The 20,538-nt window shown below is 61.2% G+C and carries 17 protein-coding genes; 5 read left to right on the top strand and 12 right to left on the bottom strand.

The window, feature by feature from the left end; all coding sequences use genetic code 11:
• Positions 1-53: 53 nt before the first annotated feature.
• From JK213_RS00600 to JK213_RS00580, 5 genes are all read right to left on the bottom strand, one after another.
• Positions 54-1,001: a hemolysin family protein gene (locus JK213_RS00600; RefSeq protein WP_194261431.1), complete on the bottom strand. Its 948-nt coding sequence runs from the start codon at positions 999-1,001 to the stop codon at positions 54-56.
• Positions 998-1,504, bottom strand: a complete 507-nt coding sequence (ybeY, locus tag JK213_RS00595; protein WP_194261430.1) for an rRNA maturation RNase YbeY — start codon at positions 1,502-1,504, stop codon at positions 998-1,000. Before ybeY ends, JK213_RS00600 begins: the two co-directional genes overlap by 4 nt.
• On the bottom strand, positions 1,473-2,657 hold the full coding sequence (locus tag JK213_RS00590) for a PhoH family protein (protein WP_194261429.1): 1,185 nt from the start codon (positions 2,655-2,657) through the stop codon (positions 1,473-1,475). The genes ybeY and JK213_RS00590 overlap by 32 nt, the downstream gene beginning before the upstream one ends.
• Positions 2,651-4,051, bottom strand: coding sequence for a tRNA (N6-isopentenyl adenosine(37)-C2)-methylthiotransferase MiaB (gene miaB / locus JK213_RS00585; RefSeq protein WP_194261649.1), 1,401 nt, complete (start codon positions 4,049-4,051; stop codon positions 2,651-2,653). The genes JK213_RS00590 and miaB overlap by 7 nt, the downstream gene beginning before the upstream one ends.
• A gap of 272 nt (positions 4,052-4,323) precedes the next feature.
• A complete protein-coding gene (locus tag JK213_RS00580; RefSeq protein ID WP_194261428.1) occupies positions 4,324-5,280 on the bottom strand; it encodes a 1-acyl-sn-glycerol-3-phosphate acyltransferase in 957 nt (318 codons plus the stop codon).
• Between the two features lie 219 nt (positions 5,281-5,499).
• Between JK213_RS00580 and JK213_RS00575 the strand changes: the two genes are divergently transcribed.
• On the top strand, positions 5,500-7,650 hold the full coding sequence (locus JK213_RS00575; RefSeq protein ID WP_322783017.1) for a BamA/TamA family outer membrane protein: 2,151 nt from the start codon (positions 5,500-5,502) through the stop codon (positions 7,648-7,650).
• On the top strand, positions 7,650-11,795 hold the full coding sequence (locus tag JK213_RS00570) for a translocation/assembly module TamB domain-containing protein (RefSeq protein WP_194261427.1): 4,146 nt from the start codon (positions 7,650-7,652) through the stop codon (positions 11,793-11,795). Before JK213_RS00575 ends, JK213_RS00570 begins: the two co-directional genes overlap by 1 nt.
• On the opposite strand, the gene JK213_RS00565 is transcribed toward JK213_RS00570, so the two are convergent.
• The 5 genes from JK213_RS00565 to JK213_RS00545 all read right to left on the bottom strand — a co-directional run bounded on the left by JK213_RS00565 (position 11,789) and on the right by JK213_RS00545 (position 16,352).
• Positions 11,789-13,432 (bottom strand): tetratricopeptide repeat protein, encoded by a 1,644-nt coding sequence (locus JK213_RS00565; RefSeq protein WP_194261426.1) that lies wholly within the window; start codon positions 13,430-13,432, stop codon positions 11,789-11,791. The genes JK213_RS00570 and JK213_RS00565 overlap by 7 nt on opposite strands.
• Positions 13,433-13,441: 9 nt before the next feature.
• A complete protein-coding gene (locus tag JK213_RS00560) occupies positions 13,442-13,822 on the bottom strand; it encodes a response regulator (protein WP_194261425.1) in 381 nt (126 codons plus the stop codon).
• A 5-nt stretch (positions 13,823-13,827) separates the two neighbouring features.
• Positions 13,828-14,628 carry an SDR family NAD(P)-dependent oxidoreductase gene (locus JK213_RS00555; RefSeq protein ID WP_194261424.1) on the bottom strand — a complete coding sequence of 267 codons (801 nt, stop codon included), beginning with the start codon at positions 14,626-14,628 and terminating at the stop codon, positions 13,828-13,830.
• Positions 14,629-14,801: 173 nt separating this feature from the next.
• On the bottom strand, positions 14,802-15,389 hold the full coding sequence (locus tag JK213_RS00550; protein WP_194261423.1) for a CarD family transcriptional regulator: 588 nt from the start codon (positions 15,387-15,389) through the stop codon (positions 14,802-14,804).
• A gap of 87 nt (positions 15,390-15,476) precedes the next feature.
• Entirely contained in the window at positions 15,477-16,352 is an 876-nt protein-coding gene (locus JK213_RS00545; protein WP_194261422.1) for a bestrophin family protein, read from the bottom strand.
• A 183-nt stretch (positions 16,353-16,535) separates the two neighbouring features.
• On the opposite strand from JK213_RS00545, the gene JK213_RS00540 reads away from it, so the two are divergent.
• Genes JK213_RS00540 through JK213_RS00530 form a run of 3 tightly spaced genes read left to right on the top strand, consistent with a single transcriptional unit; the run spans position 16,536 to position 19,263 of the window.
• Entirely contained in the window at positions 16,536-17,651 is a 1,116-nt protein-coding gene (locus JK213_RS00540; protein ID WP_194261421.1) for an S-(hydroxymethyl)glutathione dehydrogenase/class III alcohol dehydrogenase, read from the top strand.
• A gap of 2 nt (positions 17,652-17,653) precedes the next feature.
• Positions 17,654-18,502 (top strand): S-formylglutathione hydrolase, encoded by an 849-nt coding sequence (gene fghA, locus JK213_RS00535; protein WP_194261420.1) that lies wholly within the window; start codon positions 17,654-17,656, stop codon positions 18,500-18,502.
• The gene (locus tag JK213_RS00530; protein ID WP_194261419.1) at positions 18,499-19,263 is read left to right on the top strand and encodes a ribonuclease T2 family protein; all 765 of its coding nucleotides are present in this window, start codon (positions 18,499-18,501) and stop codon (positions 19,261-19,263) included. Before fghA ends, JK213_RS00530 begins: the two co-directional genes overlap by 4 nt.
• Here the strand turns inward: JK213_RS00530 and hisI are convergent.
• A complete protein-coding gene (gene hisI, locus JK213_RS00525) occupies positions 19,251-19,661 on the bottom strand; it encodes a phosphoribosyl-AMP cyclohydrolase (RefSeq protein ID WP_194261418.1) in 411 nt (136 codons plus the stop codon). The genes JK213_RS00530 and hisI overlap by 13 nt on opposite strands.
• A gap of 12 nt (positions 19,662-19,673) precedes the next feature.
• Complete coding sequence (locus JK213_RS00520; RefSeq protein ID WP_194261417.1) at positions 19,674-20,483, bottom strand: folate-binding protein YgfZ; 810 nt, start codon at positions 20,481-20,483, stop codon at positions 19,674-19,676.
• Positions 20,484-20,538 lie beyond the last annotated feature (55 nt).

The raw sequence follows: 20,538 nt of genomic DNA, 5'->3' as shown, positions 1-20,538 counted from the left end.
CGGGGCTCCGCTGAAATTGATGGTGATACTCGAACGACGAACACGCGGCTCCGTCAAGAGCCCCGGTCGTCTTCCTGTGTCTTGATGGTAGGAAGCGGCTTGTTTTCCCAGCCTTCCGGAACCCGCATTCGCAGGGCACGGATATGCCGGGCGTCTGCATCCAGAACGCGGAATTCCAAACCGCTTTCATGGGTTAGAACTTCATCCCGGGCCGGGACATGTTCGGCCAGACGGAATACCAGCCCGCCAACCGTCTCGATTTCGGCTTCGCGTTCGGCATCCGTCAGGACAGCGCCGAGCCGCTCCTCAAGTTGCCGCACGGGAAGGCGGGCGTCGATGTCGAAGGAGCCGTCCGGACGCTCGACCCACATGGTTGTCACCGGGTCATCATGTTCGTCCGAAATATCGCCAACGATGGTCTCAATCAGATCCTCGATCGTCACGAGCCCGTCGATGCTGCCATATTCGTCAATGACGAGGGCCATGTGCATCTGGCGCTGACGCATCTGGAGCAGCAGGTCCAGCACCGGGATCGTGGGCGCGATCATCAGTGGCTGACGGAGCAACGGGCGGATGTCGAAGGCGTCCGGTTCGCCGACATAGGCAATCAGATCCTTCACATGGATCATGCCCGCAATGTCGTCGAGCTGGTCGCGATAGACCGGAAGGCGGGAGTGGTTTTCCCGGCGCATCAGATCCAGCGCTTCTTGAAACGGCAGGGCTTCGGGCATGGCAATGATGTCTGCACGCGGGATCATGACGTCATCCGCCGTGATGTCGCGCAGACGCAGCACGTTCATGATGAGGGCACGTTCCTGCCGGTCGAGTTCAGGCTCGTCGCTGGAATCCTCGGTCGGCTGGCTGGCTTCATGAACAAGCGTCGCGATGGATTCGCGCAGGCCCTGATCGCGGTTGCGACGGTTGAAAAGTCCAAAAAGCCCGCGCGAAGAGCGGCTTTTTCCCGACTCTTCCGATGAGCGGTCGTTGGTATCGTCACTCATATCCGGACACTCCCCGCCATCTGCCCGTTGCCCTGCTGCCATGGATCGCCAAAGCCGAGGGACCGAAGCGTCCGGGTCTCGATCCTCTCCATTTCCCTAGCTTCACCGGGGTGGTGATGATCATAACCGGCAAGATGCAGCGCGCCATGCACTACAAGATGCGACAGATGCGCCTTCAGTGAGCGTCGTGCGGCATCTGCTTCCCTGCGGACAGTTTCGTAGCCCAGAACGATATCTCCGCCATGCTCCGGCGAAAGTGGCTCGAACGTCAGGACGTTCGTGGGCTTGTTCTTGTCCCGGAAGCGCGCATTGAGGCGCTTGACGACCCTGTCCGTTGCCAGAAGGATCGAAGGGGCCGGAGACTGTGTGAAATCGGGGCCACCCTGGCGGGCGACCGCGACGAGAGCGCGCCGGATTGCGCGCTCCGTTCCCGGCACCGAGGCGCGCCAGCGCGCGTCCTCGATGATAATGTCAGTGCCGGCGTGTCGACTTGGAGGTTCCATTGTTTTCCCGGCGCAGCCTGTTCCGGAAGACGTCCCGGGGGGCTGGCGCTTTCTGTTCATAGGCATCGACGATACGGGCAACCAGCGGATGGCGCACCACATCTTCGGAAGAAAAACGCGTTATGCCGATTCCCTTGATGCCTTCGAGGGTCTCGACCGCTTCGCGCAGACCGGATGATATACCATTTGGCAGGTCGATCTGACTCAGATCGCCCGTAATGGCCATGCGTGTGCCTTCGCCCATGCGGGTGAGGAACATCTTCATCTGGGCTGCGGTCGTATTCTGGGCTTCGTCCAGAATGACGTAGGAATGAGCGAGCGTGCGTCCGCGCATGAAAGCGAGCGGCGCCACTTCGATCTCACCCGTCCCCATGCGGCGCACCACCTGATCGCCCGGCATCATGTCATGCAGGGCGTCGTAAAGCGGGCGCAGATAGGGGTCGATCTTTTCGCGCATGTCGCCAGGCAGGAAGCCGAGGCGCTCGCCAGCCTCCACGGCCGGGCGGGACAGTACGATCCGGTCCACCTGTCCGGCGAGCAGCATGCCGACGGCCTGCGCCACTGCGAGATAGGTCTTGCCCGTGCCCGCCGGGCCAATGCCGAACACCATGTCGGTATTGGCCAGCATCTCCATATAGGCAGCCTGACCGTGCGAGCGTGGCGCGATCACGCCGCGCTTGGTCCGGATGGCGGGCAGGTCCCCAAACGGGGTGGCGGGCAGCGTTTGCGGTTTGCCATGACCCTTTTCCGGACGGCGCTGGCCATTGCCGCGCGAAGGAGGCTCCTGCGAAGCAATCGGCCGGGCCTGCCGCGTATCGACTGGACGCTCCGGACGGCTGGGGAGGGCCGTCAGACGAATGACGCCATCGACCTGCGAGGCATCGATCGTGCCGCCCTGTTCGAGCTGATTGTACAGCGCGATGATGGCCGCCTGCGCGCGCCCGACCGTGTCCGTTTCGCCGGAAATGGCAATTTTGTTGCCACGACAGGACAACTTGACGTTGAACCCTTCCTCCAGCCGGACGAGATGCCGGTCATGGTCTCCAAGCAGGCGCTGGAGCAGGATGTTGTCGTTGAAGCGCAGGGCAACGGTGCGGTTGCCTTCGGAGCCACTGCTGGTGGCGACGGGACGGGTCGGGTGCGTTGTCAGCAAGCGGAGGCTGTCTCCCGGATCAGGATGCCGCCCAGGGAATTGGTGCGGCGAGTGGTGATGGCGACCTTGACGGTGGAACCGATCAGATGGTCGGGGCCGTCGAAGTGAACAGGCTGGAGGTAAGGCGAGCGCCCGGCGATCTGCCCGGGCTTGCGGCCCCGGTTCGTCACCAGGATTTCTTGTACCGTCCCGACCATATCGGCATTGAAGGCGTCCTGCTGTTCGCGCAGAAGCGCCTGCAACTCGGCGAGGCGACGATCCTTCACGTCCTCGGGCACCTGCATCGGCTGCCCTGCGGCGGGAGTGCCGGGACGGGGGGAGTATTTGAAGCTGTAGGCCATGGCGAAACCGATATCGCGCACGAGCTGCATGGTCGCTTCAAAATCTTCTTCCGTCTCGCCGGGATGACCGACGATGAAATCGGACGACAGGGCCAGATCCGGCCGGGCTTCGCGCAGCTTGCGGACGCTCTCGCGGTATTCGTCCGCCGTGTGACCACGGTTCATGGCCTTGAGAATCCGGTCCGAACCGCTCTGCACTGGCAGGTGCAGAAACGGCATCAGTGCCGGATTGTCCCGGTGTGCGTCGATCAGGCTCTGATCCACGTCGCGCGGATGGGACGTCATGTAGCGGATGCGGCCCAGACCGGGGATCTGTGCAAGCTGCTCGACCAGCCCCGCCAGCGTCGCACTGCCGCCGTTACCGTCATCGCCATGATAGGCATTGACGTTCTGCCCGAGCAGCGTGATTTCACGCACGCCACTTTCAGCCATCCGTCGCGCTTCCGCCAGAACGGAAGAAACCGGACGGCTCGTTTCCGCGCCACGGGTGTAGGGCACGACGCAGAACGAGCAGAACTTGTCGCAGCCTTCCTGAATGGTGAGGAACGCCGTGAGATTGCCCTGCGTCTGGGGGGCAGCATCCGTGGGCAGGAAATCGAACTTCTGCTCGACCGGAAAATCCGTCTCGATCACCGCACCACCCGCACGGGCGGCGCGGGCCACCATTTCGGGCAGTTTGTGATAGGTCTGCGGGCCGAGCACCAGATCGACATAGGGCGCGCGGGAGAGAATGACCTCGCCTTCAGCCTGCGCTACGCAGCCTGCCACCGCGATGATGGTCCGATCTTGACCATTGCCGACCCGCTCATCGCGGATTTTGCGCAGCCGTCCGAGTTCGGAAAAGACCTTCTCCGTCGCCCGTTCGCGAATGTGACAGGTGTTGAGAATGACCATGTCCGCGTCTTCGGGACGCTCGACCGGACCGTATCCCAGCGGACGCAGGACATCGGCCATGCGCGCACTGTCATACACGTTCATCTGGCATCCCCATGTGATGACATGCAGGCCGCGCGGCGCCTGCACGGCGGACGCGGGATCGGAAGAAGCGGGCATGGCTGGGGAAGTCGGCGTGGCGGTCAAGGTCTCGGTCCGGGAATGGCAGAATCAGGCACACACATCGGGGCAGGCATCCTCGGGGTCAAGCCTGTTCCGGAGAACGGCTGGCCGAGCACAACGGGCCGACGGATGATAAGACGGGCCTGAATGGGTAATACCACCTCCGGACACGAAAGCCGGGTTGCCGCCGTGTCATAATCCGAAAGTGGCGTGGAGGCAGGCTTCAAGTCAAGATAAACCTGATGGCAGACTGGATTGCAGCCTGCATTTCAGGCCCCGGCCGCTTTGGGCTGGCCGCGGCGGAGGTCTGCTGCGCCGGTATTGACGGCCTCGTACGTCGCGCGGGACAGGTCCTTGCGGGAGAGGAACTCATCCGGTGTGATCGGTTCATGCAGCATCAGAGACGCTCCCATGGTCCGCCATTGGCCGAAAGACCAGAGATGCGGCGCAAGGTCCATGTCGCCATACCATGAAAACACATTCCGGCGGCTTCGTCCGACCGGCAGGCCTTCCAGACTGTCATAAACAACGGAAACGGGCTGGATCAGAACGGGCGGGGCCTTGGGCAGGCCAACCTTTTCCAGACGTCCGGGTTTCGCGACCGCGAAAAACGACGACAGGAAAGGCAGAACGCGCGAGCCGTCCGAGGACGTGCCTTCGGGGAACAGAACAATATCGTCCCCATCCCACAGATGTGCGGCCATTTCCTGAAGCTCGCGGCCGGTATCCTGACGGTTGCGGCTGACGAAAATCGTGCGGCCCAGACGGGACGCCGTGCCGATGAGGGGCCATTTGCCGACCTCACCCTTGGCGACGAACACGACAGGAAGCTCGCTGCCGATAATGGCGATGTCCAGCCAGGAGCAGTGATTGGCCACGAACACCACCGGGCGCTTGCCGTTACGGACGTCCTTTGCCGTCCGCACGCCCCCCGCGCTCCGGCCGATGACTTTTGTCTTGATGCCCAGAATCCGGCACACGCCTCTCCAGTAAATGCGTGGCATCATGATTTTCAACCGCCCGGGCAGACGCACCAGAACGGCCTGAAGACTGCACGCCCAGAATGTCCAGATCAGGACAAGCGACAGGCGAAGCGTACAGCGCAGACGGCTGTAGAGCGATGTGGATGTTGTCGGCTGAAAAGCCGGGAAGGCGGCATTTTCATCCACGATGGGACGGTTGTGACCGCGTCGGCTCTTCGGGGTCTTGGCATCACGATGGGACATGGGTGCTGAGTGATACGGTTTTCGCAGGGACGACACAATCTTGTTTGTTTCCATGCCTTCAAACAGAGCATTTTTCCGGGCTGTCTCCGTCGTGAAGGGCTTGACAGGGAGCGCCGTGCAAGGTTCCTCGGATTATGCAGTCCTGTCGTTCGGTCTGCGCGCCCGTATCCGGCTTTTACAGGCCGGAAATACCCTCAAGACAGATTTTCAGGACGCACGGTGAAGTCAGGCCGCCGCTCAGTTTCTTATTCTGTATCAGTCGTTTCGATGTCCTGCATGCTGGGTGTCGTAACGGTGTTCTGTGCGCCGTTGCCCCTGTATGCGAAGGCACCCAAAACGGCTGCGACCGCTCAGCCGGCTTCAGATGGCACCTCTGACCCCGCCATCCCTTACACCGTGATACTGACCCCGACGAAGCACCCTGAACTGGATGCCGCGATCAGCGCATCATCCCAGCTTGAGGCCCTTCAGGCGTCCCATGCCGTCGGGGCCTATGCGCTCGCCGGGCGGATCCGCAGCGATTACGACCGGGTGAATATCGCGCTGGAATCACAGGGCTATTATGCGGGTTCCGTGCAGATCAGCGTCAAGGTCGGGACGCGGGTCGTGGACGGCAAGGACCCATCCCTGCCGGATATTCTCAAGGCGCTGGAAAAAAACCAGAAAGTCGCCATCACGATTTCCAGCACGCTCGGACCACGTTTCAGTCTTGGAAGCATCGCGCTCCTTGCGCCCCTCGAAAAGGCTGCCGCACCGGCACCCGTAGTAGGGTCTCAAACCGTGAAAACGCCCGTCGCGAAGGCGTCTGCGTCCAAAGCCAAAACCCCGCCGGAAGCAGCCCCTGCCGACGCAGCTCCGGTGACCTTCGCGCAGGCCGTTGCACAGTCTCAGTCCGTCACGCTCGCACCAGATGAGCGTAAGGCATTCAACCTGTCCTCCGGCCAGCCCGCAGTGGCCGAGACCGTTTTGGCCGCTCAGAACACCCTGCTCAACCAGCTCCAGGAAGACGGCTACGCGACCGCAAGCGTCTCGACGCCCCTGGCCTATCTGGAACCCCAGGCACAGAAACTCGACATCGTGTTCCGCGTCCAGCGCGGGCCGCGGGTTGTGATCGGCCCGATCGGGATGACGGGGCTGGTTCACACCAACCAGAGCTTCCTGCGCAACCGGCTGGAACTCAAGGAGGGCGAACTGTATCGTCCGTCCCGGATCGAGGCCGCGCGTCAGGATCTGGTGAGTACGGGGGTGTTCGCGTCCGTGCAGGTTCGCAATGACCCGCCAATCATTACCCTGCCGCCTGGCCGCACCCTGATGCCCGGCATTCTTCAGGCCATGCCGATCGAGTTCAGCTTCAAGGAGGCCAAGCGGCGGACGCTGTCGGCCGAAGTCGGCTATTCAACCGATCTTGGTGGGCGTCTGGGCGCAAGCTGGACGCATCACAATCTGTTTGGTGATGCCGAACAGCTGAAACTGACGGCTCTGGTCACGGGGCTTGGTGGCTCCGCACAACAGGGGCTGGGCTATGATGTCTATGCGGATTTCATGAAGCCGGATTTCCTGTCGAAGGGACAGAACCTGAGCGTGCGCCTCGAAGGGGTGCGTCAGCTTCTCTATTCCTACCACCAGACCGCCATCATCGCCCGCGCAGGGCTGAACCGGCATGTGGGGAAATACTGGAACCTCTCGGGCAGCCTGATGGGCGAGCAGGAACAGATCAAACAGTTCGGCGACACACGCAGTTATTTCATCGTTGCAGCGCCTTTGAACGCGACATTCGATAATACGAGCCTGTCCAATCCGATCGACCCGGCCACGCACGGCGTGCGGGCGTCGCTGTCCATCACGCCCTCGGAATCTCTGGAAAGCGGATCGACGTTCTTCACGCTTCTCTCCGCACAGGCTTCGACCTATTTCGATCTGCACCATCTCGGGATTTCCAGGCCCGGTCGCAGTGTGATCGCGGTCAGAGGCATCGTCGGCTCCGTGCAGGGCGCGTCGACCTATCAGATCCCGCCCGATCAGCGGCTCTACGCCGGTGGTCCGGCAACAGTACGCGGCTTCCGCTATCAGGGCGTAGGGCCGCAATATGGCCGCACAAAATATGCGATCGGCGGGACGTCCATGGATGCGGGCAGTGTCGAGTTCCGCCAGCGTCTGCCAATGAATCTGGGTGTTGCCGGGTTCGTGGATGCCGGGCAGGTCGGGACAGGATCAAGGCCGGGGCAGGGAACGCTCCGCGTCGGATATGGTGGGGGCGTGCGGTACTTCACGCCGATCGGTCCGATCCGTGTGGACGTGGCACTGCCGATGAACCGGCCGCCGCAGGGCGATAAATGGGAACTGTATTTCGGCCTTGGGGAGACGTTCTGATGCGGGTTCGCAAGGTTCTTCTCCGTGTTGCGGCCGGTCTGGTTATTGTCCCTGCGGGGCTGGTGGTCGTGGCGGTTACGGGCGTTCTGGTCGGGATCAACCTGCCGGTTGGGCAACGGCTGATCGAACAGAAAATCGGCCCGCTAACGGGTGGCATGGTCGAGATTTCGGGGCTTTCGGGCTTTCTGCCGCAACATCTCGCGGTGACGAAACTCCTCATCAAGGATGAGAAAGGCCCCTGGATCGAACTGGACAACGCGGACCTGCGCTGGTCGCCGCTGTCGCTGCTGCATCTGGATGCGAAGATTACCAGTCTGAGTGCATCGCGTGTGGCCGTTCTGCGCAAGATGGTGTCGGCCCCCGACACCACACCTGCGCAGCCGACACCTACCAGTACTGCGCCGTCGAAGCTGCATCTGCGGGTCGATCTGGCCTCGCTGCATGTCGGACGGCTGGAAGTCAGTCCGGATTATACCGTCACCCCGACCGTCTTTTCAGCGGACGGACACGCCCATATCCACAGCATTGCGCCGTTTCTGGACGGTGTGACAATCCGCACGCTCCCGGTCATGGACATCGCTCTGGCCCTGAAGCGGCTGGATCAGCCGGGTAATCTGACGCTTGGTGTCGAGACGCCCAAAAACCGCATCGCGGTGAGTGTGCGATATCATGAGGGCGAAAACGGCTTCGCCACCACGCTGGGCCAGATGCCGCAGCTTGACCCGCTGGATCTGCATCTGAATCTCAACGGGCCGCGCACGGCGGGGGTGTTGGATTTCGGTCTGGGTGCGGGGCCGGTAAAGGCCGTTGCCAGCGGAACGATAAACCTGCTGAGCATGGTTGCGGACCTGCATGTGAAAGCGGATGCGCCGTCCATGACACTGCGTCCGGGCATTGCATGGAACAGCATCGCGCTGGACACGGACCTGCATGGTCCGCTCATGGCGCCGAACGGTCAGGGTGTACTGGATATCGACGCCCTGACCGCCGCAGAGGCCGGGATCGGGCATCTGCATGCCCGGTTTGACGGCGTAGAAGGCGCACGCCCCGAGGACACGACCGCCCATCTTGTGGCTGTGCTGGATGGCCTGCGTATTCCGGGTTCACAGCCCACGCTTCTGGCGTCCGCGCCGCTGGCGCTGGATGTTCTGGTGCATCCGCTGGCGGCCTCTGTTCCGGTTGTAGCGAAGCTGGATCATCCGCTTCTGCACGCCGCCGCAACGGCCGATCTGAAGCCTGCGCCAAAAGGTCAACTGGACCTCGCTTTGCCGGATCTGCATCCGCTGGCGGCGATGGGCAGCACGGATCTCAGCGGCACAGCCGGACTGCATGCCGATTTTGCCATGCCGGTGACGAAACAGGATGACCTGACGTTGAAAAGCACGGGAACGCTTGCGATCACTGGCGGTCAGCCGCAGGCTCTGAACCTGATCGGTAAAAGCGGCACGTTCTCGCTCGATCTGGCGAAATCCCCGGCCAATGTCCTGACGCTGAAAAGTTTCGCGCTGGATGGGGCGGCGCTGCACATGCTGGTGTCGTCCGTGATCGACATGGCGCATGGCAACCGGATGCAGACGAAGGCTTCTGTTCAGCTTCCGGATCTTGCCAAGGCCAGCCCTGCCATTCTTGGCAACACGACGCTGACCGCCTCGGCCGATGGCCCGACCGACGATCTGGCCGTCAAAGCCGATCTGAGCGGGGAGTTCGGCATGAAAGACGTGGCGAAAGGTCCTGTGGCGCTCCATGCCGATGTCCAGCATCTGCCATCTCATCCGGCAGGTGTGCTGACGGCTAAGGGAACGCTCGATCATGCGCCACTGGTGCTTGATACCGCGTTCCAGCAGGATGACGCGGGTGCATACCATCTGGATCTCAACACGCTGGATTGGAATAGCCTCAGCGGCAAAGGCAAGCTGCGCCTCCCGAAAGGGGCGAAGGTCCCGCTCGGGGATCTGGATGTCTCGATCCGCAATCTGGGTGATTTCCGCCGCCTGATCGGGCAGGCGATTTCCGGCCATCTGACGCTGGGACTGCACACGACGGAGACCGAGGGCGCGCCGCCTGTCGTCAAGGTCGGGCTGGACGGCATGCTGGGGATGGCGCAGGCCGCCGTCCAGTCTCTCAAGATCAGCGGAACCATCGCGAACCCGATTGATTCGCCCGAGCCCTCTCTGACGTTGGATCTCGCCGGGCTGCGCTATCAGGCCATGACGGGCAGGGCGCATGCCACGATCAAGGGACCCCAGACCGCAATGGCCGTCGCGCTGAATGCGGCTTTCCAGAACGTGATGGATGCCCCGGCCAATATCGATACCGCCCTTGTCCTGAACGTCCCCGAAAAGACGGTGCGCTTCGGGCGACTGGCGGCTCTGGTCAAGGGAGAGAGCCTGCGTCTGAGCCGCCCTGCGGTGGTATCGTTTGGCGATACGATGGGTGTGGATCATCTTCTGGCGACTCTTGCGCCGCAGGGTGTAGCGCCCGCAACGGTTGATATTGCCGGAACGTTCAAACCCGCACTCGCGCTCACCGCGCGGCTGGATCACCTCACACCCGCCATCGCAAAGCCTTTTGCGCCGGATCTTTCGGCAACGGGTGCAATCTCGCTTGCGGCGAAACTGGGCGGCACGCTGGAAGCACCAACCGGAACGGTCTCGCTGAACGGGCGTGATCTGCGGATGAAGACCGGCCCGGCGGCATCCCTTCCAGCGGCGCAGATTCTGGCGAATATCGGCCTTGCGGGCCATTCCGCGAAGGTGGATGCCACCTTTGGTGCAGGCCCGTCCGTTGCGCTGGCCGTCCACGGAACCGCGCCGCTTTCCAAAACGGGTGCGATCGCCCTGGCCACCACGGGGCATGTCGATCTGTCGGTTGGAAATGCCGTTCTGGGCGCGAACGGCATGGCTGTGGCCGGAAAAATCGGCATCAACCTCAATGTCGCTGGGACAGCCGCACAGCCGCGGGCATCAGGCCAGATCGGGCTGGAGAACGCCTCTTTCGACAACTACGCGCAGGGCGTGCATCTCAGCCGGATCAACGGGGCCCTCGTTGCCTCGGGGGATACGATCAACGTCAACCATATCATCGCCCATGCAGGGCCCGGCACGATCACGCTCGATGGCACTGTAGGTGCTTTCCGGCCCGATCTTCCCGTTGATCTGCACATTACCTCCGACAAAGCCCGTCCCGTCTCCAGCGAACTGCTGACTGCCACGATCAATACCGATCTGCACATCCACGGTCAGGCCACGACACGGCTGGATGTGGACGGGAAGGTCAATATTCCCAACGCGACCGTCAATATTCCGAATTCCATGCCTGCCTCCGTGCCCCAGCTCGACGTGATTCGTCCGGGGCAGAAGCCGGCTTCCGGTACGGGATCGAGCCTGATTATCGGACTGGGCGTGGATGTGATTTCCCCCGGCGAGTTCTTCGTGCGCGGACACGGTGTGTTCGCTGAAATGCAGGGGCGTCTGCGGATTCGCGGGACGAGTGCGGCGCCTCTGATCAATGGTGGGTTTGATCTCAAGCGCGGCAATTTCAATCTGGGTGGGATCAACCTCAATTTTACGAACGGGCGGGTGGCGTTCAACGGCTCGGGCGTGAACCATAAACTCGATCCGACGCTGGATTTCCGGGCGGATCGCAATGCCAACGGCACGCTCGCAAGCCTCCTGGTGACGGGCTACGCCAGCGCACCGAAACTGGATTTCGTCTCCTCGCCCAGCCTGCCGCGCGATCAGGTTCTGTCCATCCTGCTGTTCGGAACAGACACCCATTCGCTGTCCACGACGCAGCTTGCGGAACTGGGCGCGGCGGTGGTGCAGCTTGCGGGTGGCTCGGCGTTCGATCCGCTGAGCAAGGTTCAGAACCTGCTGGGACTGGATCGTCTGGCTGTTGGTGGGGGCAGCGGTGTCGATAACGGGGGCACCAGTGTCGAGGCCGGAAAATACGTCATGAAGGGCGTGTATGTTGGCGCCAAACAGGCGACATCAGGCTCGGGCACGCAGGCTCAGGTGCAGATCGACTTGACGAAGCGGCTGAAGTTCAACACGACGGTCGGGACGGGTGGGCAGGTCACGGGCTTCACGACGCCGGAAAACGATCCGGGATCGAGCATCGGCCTGTCCTATGGCTACAGTTACTGAGGTTTGTGCTGCCGGACAGCAACGGCGTCTTCAAGTAACCGTTTGACCCGCTCCACAACGTCCGACCAGTCCTGAAAACGTGTCTGGCGGACGATCCGCATCTGCGGATACCAAGGCGTGTCGTCCCGCCCGTGCAGCCAACGCCAGCAGTTGTTGATGCGGTCCATCATGATGACGGGTTTGCCGAGCCCCCCGGCCAGATGAACGGCTGATGTATCGACCGAGACGATGATGTCGAGATTCACCATCAGGGCTGCCGTGTCATCCATCGTGTGACAGTCTGGCATGACATTCACCAGCGTGCCCGGAAAATCCGGGATCTGTTCAGCGGGGGTGTCTTTCTGAAGGGAATAGAAGCTCACACCTTCGATCCCGGCCAGAGGTGCAAGTTCCGAGAGCGGCATGGAGCGCTGACGATCCACCATAAGAGCCGCCGTATCTTCGGGCCGTGCTGCTCCGGCCCAGACCAGCCCGACCCTCAGCTTGTGATCGTCCTGAAACCGCTGACGCCACGCCTCGGCTTTCTGCCGATCGGCACTGAGATACGGGACGGGTGCTCCCATGGCATCCGGCGTTCCCGAAAAAGCTCGGGGCAGGCTGATGAACGGGCAGTGATAGTCATAATCGGGCGTCTCACCACCGAACTGCACTTCCGAAACCCCGGCCACGCGTTCGCAGATCGCAGCCAGCGTTTCCGTACCCCAGATATGAATAATGGCACCCTTACGGGCGAGGGGCGGGATGTAGCGCAGATACATAAGCGTATCGCCCAGACCTTCCTCCTGCGTGATGAGGATGCGCTTGCCCCTCAGGTCCAGTGATGGAGAAATGTTGGGCAACAGGCGATCCAGCGGCATGCTGGTATGGCCGGGGAGACCGAAGCGCCATTCATGCTCTGTCCAGCCCTGCGCCATGCGGCCGCTTTTGAGCATGGTGATGGAATGGTTCAGGCGCAGGCGGGCATTCTGGGGTGCCATCGGAACGGCCTGCCGGTACAGATTGGCGGCTTCTTCCATCCGGCCCATGTTGCTGAGAATACAGGCCATATTGCAGAGCGGTTCCCAGTCCTGCGGGTTCGCGTCCCGCAAACAGGCCATGACTGATAGCGCACTGTCGAAGCGACCGGTTTCTGTCAGGAGCAAAGCGAGCAGATTGAGGGTGGCCGGATCTTCGGGGCGCCGTTGCAGGCTCAGGCGCAGGAGCAGTTCGGCCTCGTCGAACCGCGCAAGCTGGATCAGGACGGTGGCTCCGGCATTCATCAGGCGAAAATCGTCAGGTTTGCGCTTGCGGCAGATTTTCAGAAGCGGGAGAAGATCTTCCCGCCGCCGCATGGCAACTGCTTCATCCAGCAGCAGGGAAATCGCATGAGGCCCTGTATTCGTACTGGCCTCTTCAAGCTCCACCGCGCAGTCCTGATAGCGACGAAGATGGAAATAGGCCCGCGCCCTGACGTAATGCAGGGCCGGGATCTCAGGCATTCCATCAAGAGGCGCGCGCGCTATGGCAAGTGCTTCTTCCGGAGCGCCACGGGTCATGGCGTTTTGTGCGCGGTTCAGAATGTCCGATGGGTCAGGCTGGTTGTCCTCGATCGTGGGGACCGGAGTATCGAGGGCGGATTTGTCCAGACTGTCGGACATGCGGATCTCCTAGTCCGAGGCCGCTGATGTCATATCCTCAAGAGCCTCCAGAATACTGGCTAGCGTATAAGGCTTTGAGATGAAACGGTCCCGGGCCGGGTCACCGGATGTTTCGCCCCGGCGCAAATCCCCATGACCGCTGATATAAATGACCGGAAGGTCCGGCCAGCGTTCCCGGGCAGGCTGGACAAGCGTCATGCCATCCCCGTCCGGAAGGGTCATGTCCGCCACGAGGGCGTCGAGTTTAGGCTCCGCGCCGATGATGGCGCGTGCTTCGGCGCAATGATCCGCCTCCCTGACTGTCAGGCCATTATCCAGCAGAAATTCCGCCAGACATGTCCGGATGAGGAAATCGTCTTCGATCAGCAGGACAGTCAGGGAAGAGGGCATTTGGATTACGAGGACCAGTTCTTTTCAAAGTCGCCATAGAGGGTCAGACCACCATCGACATACAGGGTCTGGCCCGTGATGTAGGTGCTGTCCTCGGCGGCGAGGAAGGTGATGGCGTCTGCGATCTCGCGGCTTTCACCGGGACGCTTCATCGGAATATGGCTTGAAACGGCTTTGTACTGCTCCGGATCGTTGATCCACGACATGTTGATCGGGGTTACGATGGCGCCCGGTGCCACGGCATTCACCCGGATACCACGACCGGCATATTCCAACGCCAGCGTCCGGACGATGTTGCCGACTGCACCTTTGGAGGCGGAATAGCCGAGATAATGCGGTTTGGGGATGATCTGGTGAACGGAGGAGTTCACGATGATCGCGCCCTCGATACCATTCTCCAGCCAGTAGCGAATGACTTCACGGCATGGCAGCATCACGCCCGTGACGTTGACGGCCATCACGCCTTCGAAATCTTCGAGCTTGATGTCTTCGGAAGGGGACGGGATCTGATAGCCCGCATTGCAGACCAGAACGTCCAGACCACCCATGGCCTTGATGCTGTCAGCAACCAGACGTTTGACGTCATCTTCCTTGGAAATATCACCCGTGGCGATCGGGTGTTCTCCGCCAGAGACTTTAGGCAGCTTGTCGCGGACGGCGATCAGCTTGTCTTCCTTGCGGCCGTTGAGGGCGACCTGCGCGCCTTCTTCGGCAAAACGAAGCGCGGTGGCTTCGCCAATTCCCTGGGATGCCCCGGTAACGAGGACTTTCTTGCCGGCGAAACGGTTTTTGTAAGGGGCAGGCATATGGCCTCACCTCTCCTTTGGAATGCAGGTTTGAAACCGTGACTGAAAACACATCACGGAAAAGGTTTCTCGTGTCGCCAACGCGAGAAACCCGGTCCGGGATGCGAAGAAAACCACACCCTGATCCATATTGAAGAAATGCAGGCTTTTCAAACCGCATCCCAGGCCGCGTTTCAGGCGGCCTTCATCGTCTTGGTCAGGTTTTCAAGAACCTGTGCCGGATCGGCATTTTCCAGAACCGCAACCTCGGCCACGAAGCGTTCCTGCGCGGCTTCGAACAGCTTACGTTCCGAGAAGCTGCCATCAAGACTATCCACATTGCGACGCAGGTCGCGCAGCACTTCTGCAATCTGGATCAGATCGCCGGAGTTGATCTTTTCCTGATAGGCCACTGCGCGACGGGCCCACATGCCCTTGCTGACATGCGGCTTGCCCTTGATGACGGTCATCGCCTTGTCGACGATATCGCGCGTGACGATCTTGCGCAGACCCGCCTTACGGGCCTTGGCGAGCGGGATCCGCAGCATCATCTGGTTGCCGGGGAAAGAGATCTGGATCATCTCGATCACGGTATCGGCGACTTCGACCATGCCGATCTTTTCCACGCGGCCAACGCCATGAGCGGCGTAGACAATGGAGTCACCTTCGTGGAAAGGGTCAGCATCCTGCTCGGGATCGGTCTGACGGGCCGTGTTGTTGGCTGCGACACGAGCCATTTCATCGGTCATGCCGCCCTTCTGGGGGCTTTTGAACGTGTTCATAGGCTCGGTTCATAGCAGAAAAACCCCTTGCTGTCTTGTCTGATCGCAAGAGGTATTTTCGGTCCCGGAGTGCTTTTTACTACTGCCTCAGGGCTGGACGCCGTTGCTGGCCTGAATGGCCGGGGGCGGTGTATCCCCGATTGGCTGAAGCAGATCGCGCTCGATCGTGCGCGCCATGGTGAGCATGGGTAGGGCGTGAACGCTCTTTATAAACGGTTCCTGAAGGTCGCGGCCGCTGCGGTCGAGCATCTGGAACAGCATCCCGATAATGCTGGACCCAAGCGGCGTGATCCAGCCGAGGGTCTGTACGGCGGAGAGCGGCAGGATGATGCAGAACAGATGTGTCGCGATTTCGGGCAGCATGGAATACTGCGCGGGAAGGGGCGTGTTCTTGATGCGCTCAAGGCCGCCCTGTGCGTTGGCGATATCCGACAGGATGCGGTCTACCGTACCGTGAACGGCGCCATCGATTCCGCGTAGCTCAACTTCCTCACGGACACCAAGCCCGATCTGATAAAGCAGCATGTTGGCGGTGTTCGAGCAGGAAAAAACCTTCTCATACATTTCCGGCGCTAGGAGTCTTTTGGCGTCTTCGTTGGGCGGATCGCCTCTGAGAGCAGCGCGCAGGACATGCGGATACGCAGCCATGGCGCGGGCCAGATCCGGCCGACCTCCCAGTAGTGTTGCGGCTTCACGTCCGAAAGAGCGACAGTTGTTGGTGATCGCGCCCCACAGGGTTCGGCCTTCCCACCAGCGGTTATAGGCGGCGTTGTTGCGCATGCTCAGAAAGATGGCCAGCGCGGTACCCATGAGCGGCACCGGCAAGGAGGGCTGCTCCATCCAGTCCTGATGATAGATCTGGAACAGGATGACCACCACGAAATCCCACAGTGTCAGGATGAACAGCGGGGGCAGGGATTCCCGGAAAAGAATGGCCAGTCCATGTGGACGGTTGACGATCAAACGGCTGTCTCCTCGGATGGGCGGAATACGCAGACAAGTCCCTGTCGAGCGTAGCGGCGAACAGTCTGTCCGGCCAACAGCAAAGGGTGTCTGTCTTTTTACTTTCTTTTGCAGCCGCACCTCTTGCCGCCATGCCCTCCAATACGACACCCTGTTCTCACCGTTTCAGAGGAGAGTGATGTTATGGACGTGACCGCAGCCATTGCGTTCGAGGCCGGTCGGCCGCTGGAAATCGATACGGTTCAGCTTGAAGGCCCACGCGACGGGGAAGTTCTCGTCGAGATCATGGCCACGGGGCTGTGCCATACCGACAAGTACACGCTGTCCGGTCAGGACCCTGAGGGTCTGTTCCCGGCCATTCTGGGCCATGAAGGAGCGGGCATCGTTCGGGAGGTCGGGGCCGGGGTGAAGCATCTCAGGCCCGGCGATCATGTCATTCCGCTCTACACGCCCGAATGTCGGGAATGTCCGTCCTGCCTGTCACGCAAGACCAACCTGTGTACGGCCATTCGCAGCACGCAGGGTAAGGGGCTGATGCCGGATGGCACGTCGCGTTTCTCTTACAAAGGCCAGCCGATCCATCATTATATGGGCTGTTCGACCTTCGCGAATTTCACGGTGCTGCCGGAAATCGCACTGGCAAAAATCCGATCCGACGCGCCGTTCGACAAGGTCTGTTATATCGGCTGCGGCGTGACGACGGGTATCGGGGCCGTACTGTTTACGGCGCAGGTTGAGGCCGGTTCGACGGTTGCGGTGTTCGGGCTGGGTGGCATTGGTCTTAATGTCATTCAGGGTGCGAAAATGGTCGGGGCGAACCGGATCATCGGTATCGACATCAATCCCGAGCGCGAGGCAATTGCGCGCCAGTTCGGCATGACGGATTTCGTGAACCCGAAAGAACTGGGTCCGAATGGAGACCTTGTCGGGCATCTGATCGAGATGACGGGGGGCGGTCTGGACTACACATTCGAGTGTGTCGGCAATCCGACCCTTATGCGTCAGGCGCTGGAAAGCGCGCATCGTGGCTGGGGCGTGTCGTGCGTCATTGGCGTTGCCGGAGCCGGGCAGGAAATCAGCACACGGCCGTTCCAGCTCGTGACGGGACGGCGTTGGATCGGATCGGCTTTTGGCGGCGCGCGCGGGCGAACCGATGTCCCGAAAATCGTGGACTGGTACATGGAGGGCCGTATCGATATCGACTCCCTGATTACGCACAAGCTGAAGCTGGCGGACATCAATCTGGGCTTTGACATGATGAGCCGCGGCGAAAGCATCCGCACCGTCGTGGAGTACTGAGCATGTCGGATATTGAAGTTCTGGCGCATCACGCCTGTTTCGACGGTTCACTCAGGTTCGTGAGGCATCAGTCAGAGGCGCTCGGCGTGCCCGCGACCTTCGGCGTATTTCTGCCGAAAGAGGCGCTGGCGGGGCAGAAGGTTCCGGTCATTCATGTGCTTGGCGGGCTGACGGCGACGCAGGAGACGTTCCTCATCAAGGCCAATGCCCTGCGTTTTGCCGCCGAACACGGTATCGCGCTGGTCGCTCCCGACACCTCCCCACGCCATACCGGGATCGAGGGCGAGGATGACGCCTATGATCTGGGATCGGGGGCCGGGTTCTATATTGACGCCACGTCCGCTCCGTGGAGCCGTCACTACCGGATGGAAACCTATGTCGGGCAAGAGCTTCCGGCCCTGACGGAACGGCTCTATCCGCTGGATGGTACCCGACGCGGCATCATGGGACATTCCATGGGCGGTATGGGGGCGCTGATACAGGCGTTGAAATACCCAGACCGCTGGAAGACGGTCTCGGCCTTTGCGCCGATTTGTCATCCGAGTACGGTTCCCTGGGGCCAGAAAGCGTTCGATGCCTATTTCGGCGGCGATCCGGCGAAATGGCAGAGCTGCGATCCCACGCTGCTTCTGCGCTCAGGGCGCACGCATCCCTCAACCATTCTCGTGGATCAGGGGCTGATGGATCAATATCTGGCAGATCTGTGCCCCGACGCGCTGGAGGCGGCGGCAAAAGAGGGCAAACAGGCGCTCGAACTGCGTCGCCATACCGCCTATGACCATTCCTACTGGTTTGTGCAGAGCTTTATTGCCGACCATCTGACCCATCATGCCAAAGGGCTTTCTGCGTGAAGCGTTCCGTTCTTGCTGCTTTTCTTTTGATGGCAGGCTGTGTGTCTCAGGCGCCAACCGGGCCTTCGCTTACGCCCACGGCCCATACCGATTTCCGGCACGACACGCTGGCGCTGACCTGGCAGCCGGGGTTCTGCGCTACGGGCGGTGGGTGCGAATGGGACCAGACGCATCGGATCTCGATTGGTCTGCATGGGCTGTGGGCCTCGGAACCGCATGCTCTGGAGGCTCAGGGCGTGCCGGTGCAGGAATGGTGGTCGAAGGGTTGCGATCTCTACGATCATGACGACACCCCGCCCCAGCTCCTGCCTACGACGGTCGAGGCGTTGCGGGGCGTCGTGCCGCATCTGAAAAAGCCGCTTTATGTGCATGAATACACCAAGCATGCCCGTTGCTTCGGCTATGATGCGGACAGCTTTTTCGTCACATCCATGCAACTGCGGGACCGGTTCGCGGCGTCGGCTTTCGGAGTGTGGCTGTCGCAGCAGGAGGGTTTTCAGGTCAAGCGCGACGATCTTCTCGTCATGTTCTCGCGCCTGATGAACGTGCATGACGACCGGGCGCTGCAGGTCCGCTGCGAGCCCGCGCATAACGGCCAGATGGTCCTGACGCAGCTCTGGTTCACGCTGGACCCGAAGAAGCTGTCGCGTTTCCCCTATGAGGGCGCTTATCTGTCCTCACCGGACGACCAGAATGGCTGTCCGGCCACGTTCCTCGTACCGGGCTGGACCCTGTCGGGTCAGGCTGCTCAGCTTCCGTAAAGCTCTTCAGCGCTGATTTCGGGCTGTGCGGTATCGCGCAGCCCGTCCGGCGTCACGCCATGATAGAAACAGCTCCGGCGGCCCGTGTGGCAGGCTACTCCGGTCTGATCCACGATCATGAGAATAGCGTCCATGTCACAGTCGAGCCGCGCTTCGATCAGTTTCTGTTGCTGGCCCGAAGTCTCGCCCTTGCGCCAGAGCTTCTGACGACTGCGGGACCAGTAACAGACGCGACCGGTCAGAAGCGTCTCGCGCAGCGCGTCCGCGTTCATCCAGGCGAGCATCAGCACCATGCCGTCCGGCGCCTGCGCAAGAGCTGAAATCAGGCCGTTCGCATCGAATTTCACCTGCGCGATGATGTCATCGACAATCGCTGGGGAAGGGGGGGTATAGGTCACGAACACATCTCCTCAACGCATTTCCGGTGGGAACCAGGCGGGCCAGACGACAGAAAGCGGTTGTCCATTGCAGGTCAGTTCGGGGGAAGACCATGCGTCCCGTCGCAGCATTGCAAGCGCCCGGTTGCCGCTGCGGGAACGGATGTCTCCAACCTCGCGCTCTCCCGCGATGATGATGCCGCCTTCATCGGAAAACGTTCCGTCCGACAGGACAACGGGCAACAGGCGACGTTTGGCAAGGCCGCGGTAATGGGTGCGGGCGGTCAGTTCCTGCCCCATGTAGCAGCCTTTTTTCCATGAGACGCCATTCAGAAGGTCCATGTCGGCTTCCAGAGCCAGTGTCTGCTCGCTTTCGAAATCCATGACGTCTGGCAGGCCCAGCGTGAGGCGGCGTTCCAGAAATTCTTCAGGCGTCTCACCACCTTCCCCGGTTCCGGTCACGATGGCCCGCCAGCCCGCGCCATCATAGCGTGGGTCCGGGGCATGTGTGATCGTATCGGGTGGAACGGGTCGGCTTTCTGCGCCAGTGATGACGCGCAGGTCTGTTTTTTCGATCTGCACATCCGCGCGAAGGCGGAAACGGGAGAGGCGTTTGACGAGCATGTCGGCATGCTCTGCCGCGCAATCCATCAGGATACAGTCGGATGCGTCATACAGGAAAAATTCGCTCAGCCAGCGGCCCTGCGGCGTCAGAAGCGCGCTCCAGACAGAGGTCGCGGGCGCGAGATTCAGGGCATCATTCGTAATGAGGCCCTGAAGAAAGCTGGTCCGGTCCGCACCTGTGAAGGACAGGACGGCGCGGTGGGAAAGATGTTGATTCATGGGAGAGACCGCAATTCCGACAGCGTCCAGCAAAACCATCCTGCCGGAAAAACGT

The organism is Gluconobacter sp. Dm-44, from assembly GCF_018256175.1.
GTDB classification, from domain to species: domain Bacteria; phylum Pseudomonadota; class Alphaproteobacteria; order Acetobacterales; family Acetobacteraceae; genus Gluconobacter; species Gluconobacter cadivus.
The sequence above is the reverse complement of the archived record's forward strand: the minus strand, read 5'-3'. Positions and strand labels throughout refer to the sequence as shown.